Source organism: Enterobacter sp. JH25 (assembly GCF_021725435.1).
In the GTDB taxonomy this organism is placed as follows: Bacteria; Pseudomonadota; Gammaproteobacteria; order Enterobacterales; family Enterobacteriaceae; genus Enterobacter; species Enterobacter intestinihominis.
Genome location: NZ_CP091319.1, coordinates 1,138,870 through 1,157,262, shown reverse-complemented (window position 1 = coordinate 1,157,262; position 18,393 = coordinate 1,138,870). Strand labels below are relative to the sequence as shown.

Sequence of the window (18,393 nt, the reverse complement as noted above, 5' to 3'; positions counted from 1 at the left end):
AAGTTAATGGTGGAAGCGGAAGCTCCTGAGAAGATCGCCAAACAGCGCGCCGTCGGCATCGCCCAGCGCGCGGGTGCAGGTCATAGTGAACACCAGGATTTTATCGCCGTCGACGTTAAACACGGCCTGCTGCTGCCAGATGCGTTTCCCGTCGCGCAGGTAGCTGGCATGGACGGTTTCACCCTGTAAAAGGCTGTCGCCCAGCGTAGCGGTGCTGCGCTCACCCTGCTTCCAGCCCTTGATGTGCTTTGCCATCAGGGCGAGCTGGCGATCGATATACGCGGCAAGCGCTTCGCCGGGGTTGAGGGCATCGCGGGAAATGTTGAACGCGGGCGCATCCGCTGCAGGCGGCGCGAAGACATTGACGGTACGGTCCTGATAGCCCTCAGGAAAAGCAATCATTCCTTCATTAAACAGGCACTGCGAAGATGGTTCTGACATTGAGCGGGTCCCACCACATTTTTTCAGAAGCGGTAAGTTTCGCATATGTGTTTAAGGCTGACTATCCCCAGATTATTGCTCCACCGTCACGCTCGCCGAACGGAAAAACAGCGGCCGTTAGCCCGGCCCCTCGCTCCCCGCCGCCAGCAGCGGTACCACCACGTCGCTGATGGGCACCGCAATACCATGCCTGCGGCCATAGCGCTGGATCACGCCGTTGCGGATATCCCACTCCATCGGACGATCGTCCTGACGGTCGGCAAGGATCGACGTGCCTAAATCCTCGGGCGCACGCTGGAAGTTCGCCAGAATCTCCTGGGCCACCGCATCGTCCAGCTTCGCCCCTTCGGCGCGGGCGACGGCAAGCCCCTCGCGCAGGTAGGCCAGGGCCAGCTCGCTGATATCCTCGCGTCTGAACATCCCGGCGCGGCGGTTGGCCAGCACCATCAGCCCGGCGACCGCGTTTTGCAGCAGCTTGCGCCAGGCGACGGTGGCGAAATCTGTCGAGAGCTCAACATCACAGCGCGTCCCGCGAAGCGCCTCGACCACCCGCTGCGCCTGCGGCACATCCGGTAGTGTCAGACGCGGTTTTGCCCGCAGCCAGACGGAGGCGTCCGGCTCGCGCTGCGCCGGGAACCAGACCACCGACGGCAGCACCGTTGCGCCGTTGACCAAAGGCGCAAGCTGGGCTTTCTGCTCCACGCCGTTTTGCAGCGCGCAGACCACGGTGTTTTCATCGCACAGGGCGCGCAGCCACCCGGCGCTGTCGGCATTTTGCGTCGTTTTTACCGCCACAAAAACGAGGTCTACGGGGCGCGTAATGACGGTGGGATCGGTGAGTACCGGACCGGGCACCACAGTTTCATCCTCATCGTGACGCAGGCGTAATACCGGATGCGCGGTGCGACCGCACAGCAGCGGCGTACGGCCCGCGTCATGCAGCACCGCGGCAATGGTGGTGCCAATCGCACCGGGACCAATCAGCGCAATGGTTGGATAGTCAGACATGGGTCACTCCCCTTTTGCTAAGCCTGCTATCAGTTATACCACCCTGAAAAGAGCGCGCCACGCCCATTGTCTATACTCAACACATAACAGACAACGGAGTGCGCCATGCCCTTACCCGATTTCAAGTCCTCTGAACCTTATACCCTCGGCATTGAGCTCGAACTCCAGGTGGTTAACCCGCCGGGTTACGATCTGAGCCAGGACTCCTCTGCCCTCATCGCCGCCGTCAAAGACGACATCAAAGGGGGCGAAGTCAAACACGACATCACCGAAAGCATGCTCGAAATCGCCACCGGTGTATGCCAGACCATCGACCAGGCGGCGGCGCAGTTCTCCGTGATGCAGCAGAGCATCCTGCGGGCGGCGTCGGAGCAGCACATCCAGATCTGTGGCGGCGGCACGCACCCGTTCCAGAAATGGCAGCGGCAGGAGGTGTGTGACGACGAGCGCTATAACGTCACGCTGGAGCGCTTTGGCTATCTGATTTTGCAGGCGACGGTGTTCGGCCAGCACGTGCACGTGGGATGCCGAAACGGGGACGACGCGATTTACCTGCTGCACGGCCTGTCGCGCTTCGTGCCGCACTTTATCGCCCTCGCCGCGTCGTCGCCTTATATGCAGGGCACGGACACCAAGTTTTCCTCGTCGCGGCTCAACATATTTTCCGGGTTCCCGGATAACGGCCAGATGCCGTGGGTCAACAGCTGGCAGGAGTTCGAGGGGCTGTTCCGCCGCCTGAGTTCCACCAGCATGATCGACAGCATTAAGGATCTGCACTGGGACATCCGCCCCAGCCCGCACTTTGGCACCGTGGAGGTGCGGGTAATGGATACGCCGCTGACGCTCGGTCACGCCATTAACATCGCCGGGCTTATTCAGGCGACGTCGCACTGGCTGCTGACTGCGCGGCCCTATAAGCATCAGGAACGGGATTTTCTGCTATACCGCTTTAACCGTTTTCAGGCCTGTCGCTACGGGCTGGAAGGCATTCTGACGGACGTGCATACCGGCGAGCACAAAACCGTGGCGGAGGATATCGCCTGGCTGCTGGAGCAGGTTGCACCGTCGGCCGAGAAACTCGGCGCGACGAGCGCCATCAAGGAAATTGCCCTGCTGTTAAAGCAGGGCAAGAGCGAGGCGCAGCGCATGCGGGACTTTATCGCCGATGGCGGCTCGCTGATTTCTCTGGTGCAGAAGCACTGTGAGCTGTGGGCGACGAGTCCGTAAGGCCGTGCCCCCATTCGCGAAGGCGCTGGAACAGCACGAACAGCGCCGGGATGAACACTATCCCCACCACGGTGGCTACCAGCATGCCGCTAAACACCGTGGTCCCGATAATGCGGCGGCTCTGGGCACCCGCCCCGGTCGCCAGCATCATCGGCAGGACGCCTATGATGAACGACACGGCGGTCATCATTACCGCGCGGAAGCGGCGCGATGCCCCTTCCCGCGCGGCATCGACAATCGCCATTCCGTCCATACGCCGGGCGCGGGCAAACTCCACGATAAGAATTGCGTTCTTGGCGGCGAGGGCTATCAATAGCACCAGACCAATCTGCACGTACACGTCGTTGGCATAGCCTGCCAGCCACAGCCAGACCAGCGCTCCGCCGATGGCGAACAGCACCGAGAGCATCACGCTCGCCGGCAGCGTCCAGCTCTCGTACTGGGCGACGAGGAACAGCCACGCCATCACCACCGCCGCCAGCACGATCCATATCGCCTGATTGCCGGTCTGCTGCTCCTGATACGACATGCCGCTCCAGGCGTAGTCGTACCCGGCTGGCAGGTTTTCCGCCAGAATCTCGCCCATCGCCGCCATTGCGGTGCTGCTGCTCACCCCTTCCGCTGCCGAGCCGCTCACCGATACCGACGGGAACTGGTTGTACTGCTGAATAAATGGCGCGCCGACGGTCGGCGTGATGGTGACGAGGTTGCTCAGACGCACCCGCTCGCCGCTGTTGCTGCGCACGAACAGCTCGCTGATTTGCTCTGCGCGCTCGCGCCACTGCATCTCGTTCTGCATCACCACGTGATAGACGCGGTTGTTGACGCTGAAATCCCCGGCGCGCGTGCCGCCAAAGGCAGTTTGCAGGCTGCTGAAGATGCGCGACACCGGCACGTCGAGGCGGGCCGCGCGCTCACGGTCAACGGTGAGCGTCATCTGCGGCACGTTGCTGCTCCAGGTGGTGAACACGCGGCTCAGCTGCGGGTGCTGGTTGGCTTTCGCCAGCACCTCGCGAGTTACGCGCTCCAGCTCCGCCGGGCTTTGCCCCGCCTGTGCCTGAATGCGCAGATCGAAGCCGGAGGCGTTGCCCAGCCCCGGCAGCGTCGGCGGTGCAAAGGTCATGATGGTGGCTTCCGGCAGGGCCAGCAGCTGGCGCTGAAGGGTGCCCATCACCTCATCCAGCGGCGGACGCTCGCTCCAGTCTTTGAGCATGATGGAGATAAACCCGCCGTTCGATGCGCTGGTGCCGTTGAGGATGTTAAACCCGGAGACCTGAATCACGTCTTCCACCGCCGGGTTTTTAGCGATCAGCTCGCGCGCGGTGGTCATCACCGCTTCGGTGCGCTCCAGCGAGGCTGCCTCCGGCAGCTGGACGCTGGCGAAGAAGTAGCCCTGATCCTCCTGAGGCAGGAAGCCCTTTGGCATCGACATAAAGCTGAATACCACCACCGCCGCCGCGCCTGCGGTGGCCAGCAGCGCCAGCCACGGACGGAGGTTGAACACGCTCACGATCCGGGTGTAAAGCGTGCGCGTGGCGTCCAGCCCGCGGTTGAACCCACGGAAAACGGCGGCGGGCTGTGCCGGACGCGGGCGCAGCAGCATCGCGCAGAGCGCGGGCGTCAGGGTCAGCGCCACGAGGCTTGAGAGCGTGACGGCGGTCGAGAGCGTCACCGCGAACTGGCGGTACAGCTCGCCCACGATCCCCGGCAGGAGCGCCACCGGTACAAACACCGCCAGCAGCACCAGCGTGGTGGCAATCACCGGCCCGGCAATCTGACGCAGCGCCAGCGCGGTCGCCGCCGTGCGGCTCTGCCCTTCCGCCATCAGCGTTTCGACACTCTCCACTACCACGATGGCGTCATCCACCACCATGGTCAGCGCCAGAATGATGGCGAACAGGCTCAGCGTATTGGCGGAGTAGCCGAGCGCGTAGAGCACCGCAAAGGTGCCCACCAGCGATACCGGAATGGCAAGGGCGACAATCAGCGTCGCGCGCCAGCTTTGCAGGAACAGGGACACCACGACCACCACCGCCAGCATCGTCAGCGCCAGCGAGACGCCAATCTCTTTGATGGTGGCGGCCACAAACGAGGTGGTGTCGAATTTGACTTCATAGACCAGATCGTCCGGGAAGCGCGTGGATAACCGTTCCAGCTCCGCGCGCACCGCATCGGCCACGCGCAGGGCGTTGGCGGACGGCGTCGGGTAGATACCCAAATAGGCGGAGTCATGCCCGTTCAGCTGCGCGCCAGAACTGTAGCTGCGCGAGCCAAGCTCGATGGTTGCGACGTCCTTCAGGCGCACCAGCTGCCCCATCTCCCCGGCGCGGATAATGATATTGGCAAAGTCGTCGGCCTGGTTTAAGCGCCCCAGCCCGTTAATGGTCAGCGTCTGCTGCTGGCCGTTAAACACCGGCGGCGTGCCGACCTGGCCTGCCGCCCCCTGCACGTTCTGCTCGCGCAGCGCCTGCGCCACGTCATCGCTGGTCACGTTCAGGGCGTTCATGCGGTCCGGACGCAGCCAGATGCGCATGCTGTAGTCGCGCGCGCCAAACATCTGTACCTGCCCGACGCCCGGCAGACGCGACAGCGCCTCGCGCACCTGGGTGCTGGCGTAGTTGCTGACAAACAGCGGCGTGTGGGTGTTATTTGGTGAGTAAAGGCTTACCCCCATCATCAGGTTGGTGGCGTGCTTGCGCACCTGCACGCCGTTTTGCTGCGCCTCGGTCGGCAGCTGCGCCACGGCCTGCGCCACGCGGTTCTGCACGTCGATGGCGGCGAGATCCGGATCGGTGCCCGCCGCAAAGGTGATGTTCAGGCTGTACGTGCCTTCGTCCGAACTGGTGGACTCCATATAGAGCATATGATCCACCCCGTTCAGCTGCGTCTCCAGCGGCGTGGCGATGGCCTCCGCCACGTCAGCCGAGCTGGCGCCCGGCCATGACGCTGACACATTCACGACCGGCGGTGTGATCTGCGGGTACTGCTCCACCGGAATAATCCTCAGCGCGATGGCCCCCAGCAGGGTGATGACCAGCGCAATCACCATCGCAAAGCGCGGGCGTTTGATGAAAAACGTCAGCATGATGGCTCCTTAATTCAGTATCTGAACGGCAGCGCCTGGCTGCACGCGCTGCGCACCGTCAGTAATTGCTCGCTCACCGGGCTTAACGCCGGAGGCAATCTGGAACTGCTGGCCCATCTGCCCGGCGACCTTCAGCGGACGCATTTCGGCTTTATCCTCGGCGTTAACCACCCAGGCGAAGAACCCGTCGCCATTCTGTTGTACCGCAGCGGCGGGCAGGGTCAGGACAGGCTGCTCGCTTGCCGGACGCAGGTAGACGTTCACATTGCCGCCGGGCAGCAGCTGATGGCGCGGGTTGGCGAACTCGGCGCGCAGCATCACGCTGGCGGTACGCGGGTCGATGCGGTTGTCCACGGAGGTGAGTTCCCCGCTGACGCGCTGGCCGTTGCTGTCAATCAGCGCCTGCCAGGCCTGCTTCATGGCGCTGATATCCGCATGCTGTCCGGCTTTGGTGGCAAACGCGCCCTCTTCCAGCGCAAAGGCGATGCGGATCGGATCGAGCTGCACCACCTCCACCAGCACACCGCTGGCAGGATCCACCAGGCTGCCGACGTGAAAGTTGCTGTGCCCCACGCGTCCGTCAATCGGTGAGGTAATGCGCGTGTAGTTGAGGGTGACGCTGCGGGTGTCGAGACGGGCTTTCGCCTGCTCCAGCGCGGCGCTGGCAACGTCGCGCTGCATGCGGGCGTTGTCCACATCGTGGCGGCTGATGGCGTTGCTGCTGCCCAGGCTTTCGAAGCGGGACAGCTGCTGTTGCGCCTGACGCAGCGTGGCTTCGGCGCTTTTCACCTCGGCCTGCGCCAGGCGCAGGGCGGCGCGCGGCTCGGCGTCGTCCAGCTCGAACAACACGTCACCTTTTTTCACGTACTGGCCGTCGCGGAAGTGGATTTTGGTAATCACGCCTTCCGTACGCGCGCGCAGTTCAACGGTGTGAATCGCTTCGATGCGACCCGGGATCTGACGTTCGGCGGCGTGGGCGGTCTGCTCCACGGTGGCGACACGCACGGGAATGACTGCGGCGAATGCGGGCGGCAGGGTAGCGGCGAGGAGTATGAGCAGGAGCGGGAATTTCATGGGAGTACCTCAGTATTTTCCCCTCACCCTAACCCTCTCCCCAAAGGGGAGAGGGAACTTGAACACCCTCTCCCCTTTGGGGAGAGGGCAGGGTGAGGGGTAAGGTTTTAGTTATGTAGCCTTACGGAACCTGCGGGTCAGTCGCTTCTCGATTTCGACGACGAAGAACATCACCCCCGCCACCGCCAGTGTCACGAACCAGTAGCGCAGCGGCAGTGCTTCGGTGCCGAACAGCATCTGCATAAACGGCAGGTAGATGATCGCCGCCTGGAGCAGGAACAGTACGCCCGTTACCAGCCAGATCCCTTTGTTCGCCAGCAGGCCGCGGTTCAGGGAGAACCCTTCGGTGTTGCGGCAGTTAATCATGTACACCCACTGGGCGCAGACCAGCATCTGGAGCAGTACGGTGCGGATGAACTCCGCGCTGTGCCCGCGCGGGGCCAGCCAGGCTTCCAGCGCAAAGGCGGCGATGGCAATCATGGTGCCGACGAAAGCCACGCGCCATACGGCGTAGGCGTCCATCACGTGCTGCCCGGTCTGGCGCGGCGGGCGGCGCATTATGTTGCGCTCGGCGGCCTCGAAGGCCAGGCCGAAGGAGAGCGTGGCGGAGGTCGCCATGTTCATCCACAGGATCAACACCGGCGTCAGCGGAATGATGTTCCCCGCCAGCAGCGCAATCACAATCAAAAGCCCCTGCGCCAGGTTGGTCGGCATGATGAACAGAATGGTCTTCTTCAGGTTGTCGTAAACGCGACGCCCCTCTTTCACCGCGCTGGCGATGGTGGCGAAGTTATCGTCCGTCAGAACCATGTCCGCCGCCTCTTTGGTGACTTCCGTGCCTTTGATGCCCATCGCAATACCCACATCCGCCTGACGCAGCGCTGGCGCATCGTTCACGCCGTCACCGGTCATACCGACGATTTCGCCTTTGTCCTGTAACGCTTTCACCAGGCGCAGCTTATGCTCCGGGCTGGTACGGGCGAAGATGTCATACTTCACCGCCGCTTCGGCCAGCTCCGCGTCGTCCATCTTCTCCAGCTCATAGCCGGTGACCGCCTGCTCGCTGTTAGTGATCCCCAGCATCTGGCCTATGCTCATCGCCGTCTGCGGGTGATCCCCGGTGATCATCTTCACGCGGATCCCCGCCTGCTGGCAGGCGTTAATCGCCTCAATCGCTTCCGGGCGCGGCGGATCCATCATCCCGGCAATGCCGAGGAAGATCAGGCCGTGGCTCAGGTCGTCGTGAGTCAGTGCCTGCTCACCGTTCGCTGGCCTGAACGCCGCGGCGACCATGCGCAGCCCCTGACGCGCATAGCGCTCCATCTCCGTTTCCCAGTACGCGCGGTCAAAGGCTTGCGCACCGTTGCGGGTCTGCTGCTGCTCACACAGGGCGAAAATCACGTCCGGCGCGCCGGTGATCAAAATCTGCTCCTCACCGCCAATCTGGTAGTGGGTGCTCATGTACTTGTACTGCGAGTCGAACGGGATCTTGTTGACCAGGGTGGTCTCGACCGGTGCGAGTTGGGCTTTTGCCGCCAGCACCTTCAGCGCGCCCTCGGTCGGGCCGCCGGTGATGCCCCACAGGCCGCGCTCGTCCTGAATCAGCTGGCTGTCGTTACACAGGTCGATGGTGCGCAGGTACTGCTCCAGCACGGTGCCCGGCTGGATCTGCACCGGCTCGTCGCTGCCTTCGAGGTAGAGGTTGCCCACCGGCTCGTAGCTGTTGCCGTCCACGCGATAGCACGCATCGGCGGTAATGATGGCTTTCACCGTCATCTCGTTCATGGTCAGGGTGCCGGTTTTATCCGAGCAGACCACGGTCATCGCGCCCAGGGTTTCAACCGTCGGCAGCTTGCGGATAATCGCCCGCTTACGCGCCATCGCCTGTACGCCCAGAGAGAGGATGATGGAGATAATCGCCGGCAGACCTTCCGGTACGGAGGCTACCGCCAGGCTAATCAGGGAGAGCAGCAGCTCGCCCATCGGGATCTCGCGGAACACCAGGCTGAAGACAAACAGCGCGGCCATCATCGCCAGAATGATGGCGAAAATCGCTTTGCCCAGCTTGTCCATCTGCACCAGCAGCGGGGTGCGGTGCTTTTCAATGCCCGCCATCATCTGGTTGATGTGGCCGAGCTCCGTATCCTTACCGGTCGCGGTGACCAGGCCAACGCCACCGCCCGCGCTTACGGTCGTCCCGGAGAAGACCATATTGGTGCGGTCGCCCAGCGGCAATTCACCGCTCAGCGGATTAATGTGTTTATCCACCACGGTGGATTCGCCGGTCAGAATTGCTTCTTCCACGCGTAAATTATGCGCTTCAATTAAGCGCATATCCGCCGGAATACGATCTCCTGCGCGCAACACAATAATATCGCCCGGGACGATTTCCGTCGTCGGGATGGTTTCATGGTTACCATTACGAATTACGCGCGCCTCGCTGGAGAGCATATTGCGAATACTCTTCAGGGATTTTTCTGCGTTACTTTCCTGAATGTGGCCAATTAAGGCATTGATTACCGCCACACCCAGGATAACCAGCGTATCAACCCAGTGTCCCATTACAGCCGTTAATACGGCGGCCGCCAGCAGGACGTAAATCAGGACATCGTTAAAATGCGCGAGAAAACGCAGCCAGCCCGGCTTGCCTTTTTTCTCCGGCAGCGCGTTCGGGCCATGCTTCTGCAATCGTGCCTGCGCCTCGGTGCGCTCCAGGCCATTCGCCTGGCTCTGCGCCTGAGCAAGCACCTGCTCTACGGTCTGCTGGTACGCCTGCCCGCCTGCGGGTGGCATATTCTGCGAGAAATTTTTTTTGGTCATGGTATGTTTCCTTCAATATCCGATGGACGGAAGCCGGAATTCCTTTCTGGCTTTAAATAATTCATTTTTAAGTCTTGCGGGTTAAATTGATCTACCGCAATATATTGACTACCCGGTTATTCAAAACTGATTAAAATTATTTCGACGCGTTGATTTTTACAAAATATTTCTAAACCAACACTAAACGAGGAGGAAGCATGTTTGGTATTTATCGCGGGCGGCGCCTGGCGTTATACATTGTCGCAGCCATTGTTATTGCGACGTTAATTGGATATAGCACCTATAGCTTTGTAAAATTATTTTCGTGAAAAAGACGTTTATTTACATTACGCGATATTAATTTAATCGCCCCGTAAATATTATCTATTTTCCGTTATTAACTCGCAGAATAACGGTGGCCTTTCACTCAATTTTGCCAGTGGGGATGATATTGCTTTACGTTTCAGGATGCCGGACAATGACATTTTTAACTCACGATTAACATTACGATGAAACACCCGTTAGAATCGCTGCTCACCGCAGGGGGCATTTTGCTGATGGCCCTGCTCTCCTGTCTGCTGTTACCTGCGCCGTCGCTGGGTCTGGTGCTGGCGCAGAAACTGGTTCAGACCTTTCATATGGTCGATCTGAATCAGCTGTACACCATTCTGTTCTGTCTGTGGTTTTTGGTGCTCGGCGCCATAGAATTCTTTATCCTGCGTTTCATCTGGCGCCGCTGGTTTTCACTGGCGTCGTAAGCCAGTGAGATCGCGCATCCCGTGGATCAGCGCTTCACACCAGGCCGCGTAGTCGTGGCCGCTGGATGAGGGGTGGAAGCTGACGCGATAGCCTTTTTCCTTCAGCACCTGTTCAAAATCCTGCGTGGTGCGATAAATGCCGCCGCCCGGCCCCGTGGTTTCAAACTTTCCGGCCTGTAACCAGAAGCGCACCGGATACGGCGGCGACTGCTGGTACTGACGCGTCAGCCAGCCGGGGGCGTCACCTTTCGGCGCCCACCAGTAGGAGCCGGAAAGGCTCAGCACGTTGCCAAACAGGCGCGGATAGCGCAGCGCCACCCATGACGAGGCAATTCCCCCGTAGCTCGACCCCGCCAGCACCGTTTTCTGCCGCTGCATCGCGATGCCCTGCCCGCGCAGCCACGGCAGCAGCTCGTGCGCCATAAAGTCAGCAAATTCCGGGTTCGGCGGCAGCTCGTTGCCGCGACGGGCGTGATCGAGGCTGTCGATAAATACCACGTTAATCGGTGGCAGGTGATGCCGGGCAATCAGACCGTCCAGCACGTTGGCAAAATGGTATTCGTCCTGATAAATCTGCCCGTCGAACAGAATTAACGTCCAGCGTGCGGGCTGTGCGCCGCGCGGTTTGTAGATCATCACGTCGCGGGCGTTGCCGAGGATGTGGCTGGAAAAACTCTGACGGCTCAACGTCCCGTGCACCAGCGGCTTTGCCGTGGCCTGAACGGAGCAGTAGCGCGCCGGGCTGAGATCGAGCAGCGAGTAACGGTTCCATCGATCCGCCTTCTGCTCCCCAAAGGTGTTCGGGTTAAGCGGATCGGCCTGTGCGCTCACCAGGATGGCACGGCGTTGATCGCGGGCAGAGCCTTCAACGATCGGCACATCGGGGGCGAGCTTATATTGCATCACCGTATAAGCGGGGACCACGTAGCTGCGGAACCAGACGTCGCTGTTGCCCAGGCGGAACAGCGGATCGTGATCCCCCGCCGGAGAGCCGAGAATGAAGACGTTATCCCGCGCGCCGCGCCACAGAAAGGTCACGCGCTTATGGTTCGCATCTACCGGTTCCACCATTGGCGTTCCCTGTCGACGCTGCGCCTGCCAGAACGCCTCGGTACTTCCACCGGCAGAAATGACGTTTGCCAGCGCCTTTAGCGTCGGGCTTACTGGCGCCAGCATCTGCACGCGTGGTAATGGAGAGGTCTCTTTCATCCGCCACTGAAAACGCCACGGCTTACCGGCTTCGCCGTGTAGCACCAGCGAGGTGTTCTGTTTCACCGGCAGGGCAAACAGCAGCGTGTGTTCCCCGTCCGCAGGACCATTTTCGATCAGCGTGCGGATGCGGCGGTTTTGCCCATCCAGCAGGCGCGCATCCGTCACGCCATTCAGCGTGGCGGAAACGTAATTTTCACCCAGTTCAGGCAGGGAGAAGCAGACTTCGCCGCTGGCATCAAACTTTCCCTGAACATCGCCCTGCCGGGACGACTGCTCGCACGTTGCCGCCATGGCGGGCAGCGCGCCGATCCCCAACAGCAACCCACTCCATACCCTCTTCATTACCGCTTGTTCCCCAACGAAATTTGTTAACAACGCTAATGCAAATGGTAATAATTTGCAATATCATCAACGGCGATTTACCGGTGTTTTTATGGCGATAGCAACCAAGGACGTTCAATAAAAATGTTTAAAAATAATAAGATAATGCAGCTCTGGCTGCTGAGTCTGGCGACGACCAGCGTCGCGGCTCAGGCAGAAACGAAAGAAGAAACGATTACGGTGACGCAGGGCGTGAGTGAAGAGCCCACTGCGCCCGTAAAAGGCATTGTGGCGACGAAAACGCTCTCCGCCACCAAGACCAGCGCGGAGATTGTGAAGACGCCGCAGTCGGTATCGGTGATCACCCGCGATCAAATGAACATGCAGGACGTCACATCCGTTTCGCAGGCGCTGCGCTACTCGGCGGGCGTGTTTACCGAATACCGGGGCTCGTCTAACCGTAACGACGAGGTGTTTGTGCGCGGCTTTAGCTACGTGCCAAAATTCCTCGACGGCTTAAGCTTTGGCGCAACGGCCTCATCACAGACGGGCACAGTTGACCCGTGGCTGCTGGAGCGCGTGGAGCTGGTGCGCGGCCCGGCGTCGGTCCTGTTTGGTCAGGTGAATCCTGGCGGGTTAATCAGCATGACCAGCAAGCGCCCGACGGCGGAGGCCATTCACAACGTGCAGTTCCGCACCGGCAATAACGATCTCGCCGAAGGTGCGTTTGATTTCGGCGGCAGGCTGAGCGACGACGGCCGCGTACTGTATCGCGTGAACGGTATCGCCCGTACGCAGCATAATCAGGTGGACGATTATAAAGAGACGCGGATGGCGATCGCCCCGGCGATCACCTGGTATCCGAACGATCAGACCCGCTTTACGCTGCTGACCAGCTACCAGAAAGATCCGGATGCCGGATACCGCAACTTCCTGCCCGCGTATGGCACGGTGAAAAGCGTCGACGGGAAGTACATCCCACGCGACTTTAACGTCAGCGATCCGAATTACAATCAGTCCTGGCGCGAGCAGACGATGATTGGCTACGAGCTGGAACACCAGTTCGCCGACAACCTCACCTTCCGCCAGAACGCCCGTTACGCCACCATCAAGCAGAAATACCGTTATCTGGTTTACGCCAACAGCGCGGCCAACAGCACGGTGTTGACCCGTCGCGCCCAGCGTGAAGAGCGCACGACCAATGAATTTGGCCTCGATAACCAGCTGGAATATCTGCTGGAGATCGGGAGCGTCAGCCATACCCTGCTCGGCGGGTTTGATTACAAGACAAGCAAGGATAAACAGCTGCTGGCGCGCGGGAGCGGCTCACAGTATGACCTCGACTGGACAACCCCGGTTTACGGCGTGAACGTGGATGAAAGCACCTTCAAAACGGCCTCCGACGAGCAGCAAAATCTCGACCAGATGGGGCTGTATCTTCAGGATCAGATGAGCTGGAACAACTGGGAGTGGCTGGTTTCCGGGCGCTACGACTGGAGCGAAGTGCGTACCAACGACTTCACCGATAATAGCTTTACGCAGCAGAACGACAGCAAATTTACCTGGCGCACTGGCCTGCTGTACGCGTTCGATTTTGGTCTCTCGCCGTACATCAGCTACAGCACGTCGTTTGAGCCGAACCTGCAAACCAACCGTGCGCCGGGCATCGCGCCATTCAGGCCAACTACCGGTGAACAGACCGAGATTGGCCTGAAATATCAGCCGGTCGACACCACGCTGATGACTCTCGCGCTGTACGATTTAACTCAGGACAACGTAGCGACCTATAACAGCGCTGAAGGCTGGTTCGAAAATGCGGGCAAGGTGCGTTCGAAAGGCGCTGAAGCGGAAATCCACGCCACGCTGATGGATAACATCAACCTGATTGGCTCCTACACTTATACCGATGCAAAAACCGAAAGCACCACGGTGGCGGGCACCGAGGGCAAGACCCCGGCGCGCATTCCAGCGCATATGGCATCGGCGTTCGCCAGCTATACCGTTCCGGGCGGGGCGCTCAAGAGCCTGACCGCTGGCGTGGGGATGCGCTACATCGGCACCAGCTACGGCGATGCGAAGAACACCTTTAAGGTGCCATCGGTGGATCTGTATGACGCGATGCTGCGCTACGATCTGGGCGAGATGAACCGCAGCCTGAAAGGGGCAAGCGTGCAGTTCAACGTCAATAACGTGGCGGACACGAAGTATGTGGCGTCATGCGCAAGCGATACGGCGTGCTTCTACGGGATTGGCCGGACGGTGACGGCGACGGTGAATTATCGGTGGTAAGTGATTTGTAGGCCCGGTAAGCGCAGCGCCACCGGGCAATTACGGGCACCGAGCCCACAAAAAAGCCGGGTGGCGGCTACGCCTTACCCGGCCTACACGCGACATGTTAATGTGTCTGGCTATGGTTCTCTTTGCGGTACGCCCCGGGCGGCTGGTTGAAGGTGCGGGTAAAGATGCGGGTAAACGTCTGCTGCGAGTCAAACCCGTAGCGCAGGCAGATATCGTATACGCGCTCGTCTGACTCACGCAGATCGCGCGCCGCCATCAGCAGCTTGCGTTCGCGGATGTAGCGCCCCAGACTTTCGCCTTTGTACTGCATAAACAGCCGCTGTAAATGCCATTTTGAGTAACCCGCATGGCGGGCAATCTCTTCGATGCGTAACGGCTGGTGTAGGTTGTCATCGATCCATTCGACAATCGTATCAATGACCTGAGCGGAAATCGTCATACTGCTCTCCCCCTCTGCTTCTCGCTTAAACATTATTCCCACCACTCGCGAAATTGTTGCGTGGTATCACTCACCCGCACGGGCTCGCCCAGCTCCGGTGTCAGCAGCCGGTAGTTTTTATCCTTGCTGGCTTTCGCCAGCTGGATCAGTGGATCGTTCCAGGTATGTTTCGCCAGCACAAAACGCCCGTTATGTCCCGGTACGACCGCTCTGGCATTGAGATCTGCCGAGGCCTGCGCCGTTTCCGCCGGATGCATATGGATGTACTTCCAGTCCTGGTCGTACTGGCCGTTTTCCATAATGGCTAAGTCAACTCCGCCAAACTGCTCGCCAATCGCTTTGAAGTGCGGGCCATAACCGGAGTCTCCGCTGTAGTAGACCTTCTGCTCCGGAGAGACAAACATAAAGCTGCCCCACAGGGTCTGGTTACGCTTAATGCCGCGCCCGGAAAAATGGCGCGCCGGCAACACGTGAACCGTCAGCGCATCGCTGATACGTACCGACTGGTTCCAGTCCCGCTCGTCGATAATCTCAGGGTTCATCCCCCAGTAGCGCAGATGCGAACCCACGCCCAGCGGGGTGACCACGCGCTTAACCTTCGGCAGCAGCGCCTTGATGGTGGCGTAATCCAAATGATCATAGTGATCGTGGGAGATAATCAGCAGGTCGATCTCCGGCATGCTCTCCGCACGCCACGGGTACTCCCCCGCAAAGGCTTTATTGAGGAAGGAGAACGGTGCGGCGTAGTTACTCAGAACCGGATCGATCAGGATTCGTTGCCCCGCCAGCTGCATATACCAGGAGGAGTGGCCGAGCCACACCAGCGTGTCCTGTTCAGGCGACAGGCTCGCCAGATCGGTTTTCACCAGCGGCAGCGGCTGCGCAGGACGGGCGTTTTCGGTTTTACGGGTAAGAAACTGCCACCACGCCACCAGCATATTTTGTTGCCCGGTAAAGCCCGGCGTAGGGAGCGTGTTATGGAATTGCCCGTCGCGATAGTGCGGAGAGGCCTCCACTTCAGAGAGCTGCGCACCCTGCGGTGGCTGGCCAAATCCGGCATTCAGTACAAACGGTAAACTGGCAGCTGAAGCAATAATCATAACTAACACCACGCAGATGAATAGAGGCTTTTTCATTATCCTGACCCGCCAACGCGCCCTGTCCGATAGTTTGTGCGGGTTGAACTTGATTATGAGTGAGTAAGCACTCATTATAGATAGGATGATTACGCCGTCAAGAAGGTTTTCGATCTTTGACATTCCGCGTTGCAGCGTGGCAAAGCACGTGTTTCAATCAGGGTTTTTACAATTGACGGGAGGAAAAATTTAGTGGCACGTCCGAAGAGTGAAGATAAAAAACAGGCCTTACTGGAAGCAGCAACGGCTGCGTTTGCGCAGTCAGGTATTGCCGCCTCAACGGCGTTAATTGCCCGTAATGCGGGCGTCGCTGAAGGGACACTGTTTCGCTACTTTGCTACCAAAGACGATCTGCTGAATGCCCTCTATCTGCATCTGAAACAGGATCTTTGCCAGACCATGCTGGCAAACCTCGATCGCACCATCACCCAGCCAAAAGAGCATACCCGTAATATCTGGAATAGCTATGTGGACTGGGGCATTCGTAACCCCCTGGCGCATGCGGCTATCCGCCAGATTGGCGTCAGTGAAAAGCTGAACATTGAAACCGAGCAGGCGGTGAAAGACATGTTCCCGGAAATACACGAACTGTGTCACCGCTCGGTGCGCCCGGTGTTTATGTCTGACGAGTTTAAGACCTTCGGTGATGCAATATTCTTATCGCTGGCTGAAACCACCATGGAGTTTGCCGCGCGCGATCCGTCCCGTGCCGTCGATATTAAAGCGCTGGGCTTTGAAGCCATGTGGCGCGGGCTTGCTGAGGAAGAGAGCCATGGACAGTAAAGCCTTGCAGGAACATGCCAGACGCGTCGCGCTGGAAATGCCTTTTACCGAACATTGCTGGCCGTTTGGCCCGGAGTATGACGTGTTTAAGGTGGGCGGGAAAATTTTTATGCTGATGGCGACCGCTCACGGTCGGGCCCACGTCAGCCTGAAATCCGATCCGGAAAAATCACTGCTCAATCAGCAGATCTACCGTGGCGTGGAGCCTGGCTACCATCTGAATAAAAAACACTGGATCTCCCTTTATGGCACGGACGACATCACGCCTGAACTGGTCACCGACCTGATTACGGATTCGTGGAATCTGGTCGTTGATAAACTGCCGAAAAAAGATCAGAAGTGGATTCGGCCAGCCTGATTGTTCGTCTGAGACGAACAGAATAAGCGCTCGAATCGCACTTATCTTTTCCCGCTTCGCGCGGTAATCTGCTTTCCTTTCACGCCCGCCCGCGGGCGAATTTCATCACCAGGAGTTGTTATGGATATTATTTCTGTCGCCCTGAAACGCCACTCTACCAAGGCGTTCGACCCAGCCAAAAAACTGACCGCAGAAGAAGCGGAAAAAATCAAAACGCTGCTGCAATACAGCCCGTCCAGCACCAACTCCCAGCCGTGGCACTTTATTGTTGCCAGCACTGAAGAGGGTAAAGCGCGCGTGGCAAAATCCGCGGCGGGCACCTATGTGTTTAACGAACGCAAAATGCTGGATGCCTCTCACGTGGTGGTGTTCTGCGCGAAAACCGCGATGGACGATGCCTGGCTTGAGCGCGTCGTCGATCAGGAAGAGGCTGACGGCCGTTTCGCCACGCCAGAAGCAAAAGCCGCGAACCACAAAGGCCGCTGCTATTTTGCCGACATGCACCGCGTGGATCTGAAAGATGACGACCAGTGGATGGCGAAGCAGGTTTACCTGAACGTCGGCAACTTCCTGCTGGGCGTGGCCGCGATGGGCCTGGACGCAGTGCCGATTGAAGGCTTCGATGCCGCAATCCTCGACGAAGAGTTCGGCCTGAAAGAGAAAGGCTTCACCAGCCTGGTGGTGGTGCCTGTTGGGCATCACAGCGTTGAGGATTTCAATGCCACGCTGCCGAAGTCTCGCCTGCCGCTGAGCACGATTGTGACTGAATGCTAATGAAAATGGGCCGCTGCATGCGGCCCGTTACGCTTTACTGATGACAAGCCTGCGATGCGGATGGACCTCACGATCGTTTCCCCAGGCAAAAGCAATCCAGCGCTCTTCCAGCTCAGCGTAGGAATTTACGGGCGTTAACGTCCACTCTTCTCCCACCGTACCGTCCGCCACACTAATGCGATAGTTCATGGTAAACGCCCAGTCGATCATGCGCAGCCAGAACCGTTGCCCGTCTCCCGTTTGTTCGCTGTCAGAGACAACGATGTCGTATTCGCTTAGCACCCACTGAAAAAAGAGTTGTGGCAACCCGCTTATCACGCGTTGATGAACGGCACGTGGCGTACGCCACACCATCACCTGCGTGGCGGCACCGTGGGGAAAGGTAATTTCTTTATGAAATTTAAGCTTTACGGCATACGCCGTATAAGGTTTGCCGTCATCGGTGGTCACGAGACGATATTCATCACCATAACGCGATTTCAGGAGCCGGTATCCCACAGGCAGCAGAAACCCCGGCAGATGAAATTCCGCCGTACCTCGTGCCAGGAACGCTTCGGTGTGTTCGACGTTTCGGGAGATAAGGCCGAGTTTTTGGCTGAAGTCTGCGGAATCAATCATCAGTGGCGACATTTGTTGTTTCTCATGGCGTGAGTATAGTCGACTTAATCCCTCATCGAAAT

The 18,393-nt window shown here is 59.2% G+C and carries 15 protein-coding genes; 6 read left to right on the top strand and 9 right to left on the bottom strand.

All coding sequences use genetic code 11. The features are described 5' to 3' along the window. Positions 1-3 precede the first annotated feature (3 nt). The gene (locus L2Y28_RS05460; protein ID WP_022647340.1) at positions 4-441 is read right to left on the bottom strand and encodes a DcrB-related protein; all 438 of its coding nucleotides are present in this window, start codon (positions 439-441) and stop codon (positions 4-6) included. A gap of 117 nt (positions 442-558) precedes the next feature. After that, positions 559-1,449: an oxidoreductase gene (locus tag L2Y28_RS05455; protein WP_022647339.1), complete on the bottom strand. Its 891-nt coding sequence runs from the start codon at positions 1,447-1,449 to the stop codon at positions 559-561. Between the two features lie 105 nt (positions 1,450-1,554). Between L2Y28_RS05455 and L2Y28_RS05450 the strand changes: the two genes are divergently transcribed. Continuing rightward, a complete protein-coding gene (locus tag L2Y28_RS05450) occupies positions 1,555-2,676 on the top strand; it encodes a YbdK family carboxylate-amine ligase (RefSeq protein ID WP_022647338.1) in 1,122 nt (373 codons plus the stop codon). Here the strand turns inward: L2Y28_RS05450 and L2Y28_RS05445 are convergent. The 3 genes from L2Y28_RS05445 to L2Y28_RS05435 form a co-directional block, all read right to left on the bottom strand. Next, positions 2,606-5,761, bottom strand: a complete 3,156-nt coding sequence (locus L2Y28_RS05445; protein ID WP_022647337.1) for an efflux RND transporter permease subunit — start codon at positions 5,759-5,761, stop codon at positions 2,606-2,608. The genes L2Y28_RS05450 and L2Y28_RS05445 overlap by 71 nt on opposite strands. Before the next feature lie 9 nt (positions 5,762-5,770). Further along, positions 5,771-6,835 (bottom strand): efflux RND transporter periplasmic adaptor subunit, encoded by a 1,065-nt coding sequence (locus L2Y28_RS05440; protein WP_022647336.1) that lies wholly within the window; start codon positions 6,833-6,835, stop codon positions 5,771-5,773. A gap of 111 nt (positions 6,836-6,946) precedes the next feature. Further along, on the bottom strand, positions 6,947-9,655 hold the full coding sequence (locus L2Y28_RS05435; RefSeq protein ID WP_022647335.1) for a cation-transporting P-type ATPase: 2,709 nt from the start codon (positions 9,653-9,655) through the stop codon (positions 6,947-6,949). A gap of 488 nt (positions 9,656-10,143) precedes the next feature. Between L2Y28_RS05435 and L2Y28_RS05430 the strand changes: the two genes are divergently transcribed. After that, positions 10,144-10,392, top strand: a complete 249-nt coding sequence (locus L2Y28_RS05430) for a DUF1158 domain-containing protein (protein WP_003858875.1) — start codon at positions 10,144-10,146, stop codon at positions 10,390-10,392. Here the strand turns inward: L2Y28_RS05430 and L2Y28_RS05425 are convergent. Further along, a complete protein-coding gene (locus tag L2Y28_RS05425; RefSeq protein WP_236919576.1) occupies positions 10,378-11,946 on the bottom strand; it encodes an alpha/beta hydrolase-fold protein in 1,569 nt (522 codons plus the stop codon). The genes L2Y28_RS05430 and L2Y28_RS05425 overlap by 15 nt on opposite strands. 123 nt (positions 11,947-12,069) lie before the next feature. Here L2Y28_RS05425 and L2Y28_RS05420 point away from each other — a divergent pair, with 123 nt between their 5' ends. Further along, positions 12,070-14,214 (top strand): TonB-dependent siderophore receptor, encoded by a 2,145-nt coding sequence (locus L2Y28_RS05420; protein ID WP_022647333.1) that lies wholly within the window; start codon positions 12,070-12,072, stop codon positions 14,212-14,214. Between the two features lie 106 nt (positions 14,215-14,320). Here L2Y28_RS05420 and L2Y28_RS05415 read toward each other — a convergent pair whose 3' ends face one another. Together L2Y28_RS05415 and L2Y28_RS05410 are read right to left on the bottom strand one after the other, a co-directional pair. Further along, complete coding sequence (locus L2Y28_RS05415; RefSeq protein ID WP_017694370.1) at positions 14,321-14,662, bottom strand: RamA family antibiotic efflux transcriptional regulator; 342 nt, start codon at positions 14,660-14,662, stop codon at positions 14,321-14,323. A 32-nt stretch (positions 14,663-14,694) separates the two neighbouring features. Then, a complete protein-coding gene (locus tag L2Y28_RS05410) occupies positions 14,695-15,798 on the bottom strand; it encodes a RomA family MBL fold metallo-hydrolase (protein WP_022647332.1) in 1,104 nt (367 codons plus the stop codon). Between the two features lie 192 nt (positions 15,799-15,990). On the opposite strand from L2Y28_RS05410, the gene L2Y28_RS05405 reads away from it, so the two are divergent. The 3 genes from L2Y28_RS05405 to nfsB all read left to right on the top strand — a co-directional run bounded on the left by L2Y28_RS05405 (position 15,991) and on the right by nfsB (position 17,713). After that, on the top strand, positions 15,991-16,581 hold the full coding sequence (locus L2Y28_RS05405) for a TetR/AcrR family transcriptional regulator (protein WP_022647331.1): 591 nt from the start codon (positions 15,991-15,993) through the stop codon (positions 16,579-16,581). Next, a complete protein-coding gene (locus tag L2Y28_RS05400; RefSeq protein ID WP_022647330.1) occupies positions 16,571-16,939 on the top strand; it encodes an MmcQ/YjbR family DNA-binding protein in 369 nt (122 codons plus the stop codon). Before L2Y28_RS05405 ends, L2Y28_RS05400 begins: the two co-directional genes overlap by 11 nt. A gap of 120 nt (positions 16,940-17,059) precedes the next feature. Continuing rightward, entirely contained in the window at positions 17,060-17,713 is a 654-nt protein-coding gene (gene nfsB, locus L2Y28_RS05395; protein ID WP_003858884.1) for an oxygen-insensitive NAD(P)H nitroreductase, read from the top strand. A gap of 27 nt (positions 17,714-17,740) precedes the next feature. Here the strand turns inward: nfsB and L2Y28_RS05390 are convergent, their stop codons facing one another. Beyond that, on the bottom strand, positions 17,741-18,343 hold the full coding sequence (locus L2Y28_RS05390; RefSeq protein WP_022647329.1) for a hypothetical protein: 603 nt from the start codon (positions 18,341-18,343) through the stop codon (positions 17,741-17,743). Positions 18,344-18,393 lie beyond the last annotated feature (50 nt).

Coding starts and splice junctions, on each gene's coding strand:
- L2Y28_RS05445 (WP_022647337.1), bottom strand. CDS start 5,761: ATGCTGACGTTTTTCATCAAACGCCCGCGCTTTGCGATGGTGATTGCG.
- L2Y28_RS05455 (WP_022647339.1), bottom strand. CDS start 1,449: ATGTCTGACTATCCAACCATTGCGCTGATTGGTCCCGGTGCGATTGGC.
- L2Y28_RS05410 (WP_022647332.1), bottom strand. CDS start 15,798: ATGAAAAAGCCTCTATTCATCTGCGTGGTGTTAGTTATGATTATTGCT.
- L2Y28_RS05460 (WP_022647340.1), bottom strand. CDS start 441: ATGTCAGAACCATCTTCGCAGTGCCTGTTTAATGAAGGAATGATTGCT.
- L2Y28_RS05430 (WP_003858875.1), top strand. CDS start 10,144: ATGAAACACCCGTTAGAATCGCTGCTCACCGCAGGGGGCATTTTGCTG.
- L2Y28_RS05425 (WP_236919576.1), bottom strand. CDS start 11,946: ATGAAGAGGGTATGGAGTGGGTTGCTGTTGGGGATCGGCGCGCTGCCC.
- L2Y28_RS05400 (WP_022647330.1), top strand. CDS start 16,571: ATGGACAGTAAAGCCTTGCAGGAACATGCCAGACGCGTCGCGCTGGAA.
- L2Y28_RS05415 (WP_017694370.1), bottom strand. CDS start 14,662: ATGACGATTTCCGCTCAGGTCATTGATACGATTGTCGAATGGATCGAT.
- L2Y28_RS05390 (WP_022647329.1), bottom strand. CDS start 18,343: ATGTCGCCACTGATGATTGATTCCGCAGACTTCAGCCAAAAACTCGGC.
- nfsB (WP_003858884.1), top strand. CDS start 17,060: ATGGATATTATTTCTGTCGCCCTGAAACGCCACTCTACCAAGGCGTTC.
- L2Y28_RS05450 (WP_022647338.1), top strand. CDS start 1,555: ATGCCCTTACCCGATTTCAAGTCCTCTGAACCTTATACCCTCGGCATT.
- L2Y28_RS05440 (WP_022647336.1), bottom strand. CDS start 6,835: ATGAAATTCCCGCTCCTGCTCATACTCCTCGCCGCTACCCTGCCGCCC.
- L2Y28_RS05435 (WP_022647335.1), bottom strand. CDS start 9,655: ATGACCAAAAAAAATTTCTCGCAGAATATGCCACCCGCAGGCGGGCAG.
- L2Y28_RS05420 (WP_022647333.1), top strand. CDS start 12,070: ATGTTTAAAAATAATAAGATAATGCAGCTCTGGCTGCTGAGTCTGGCG.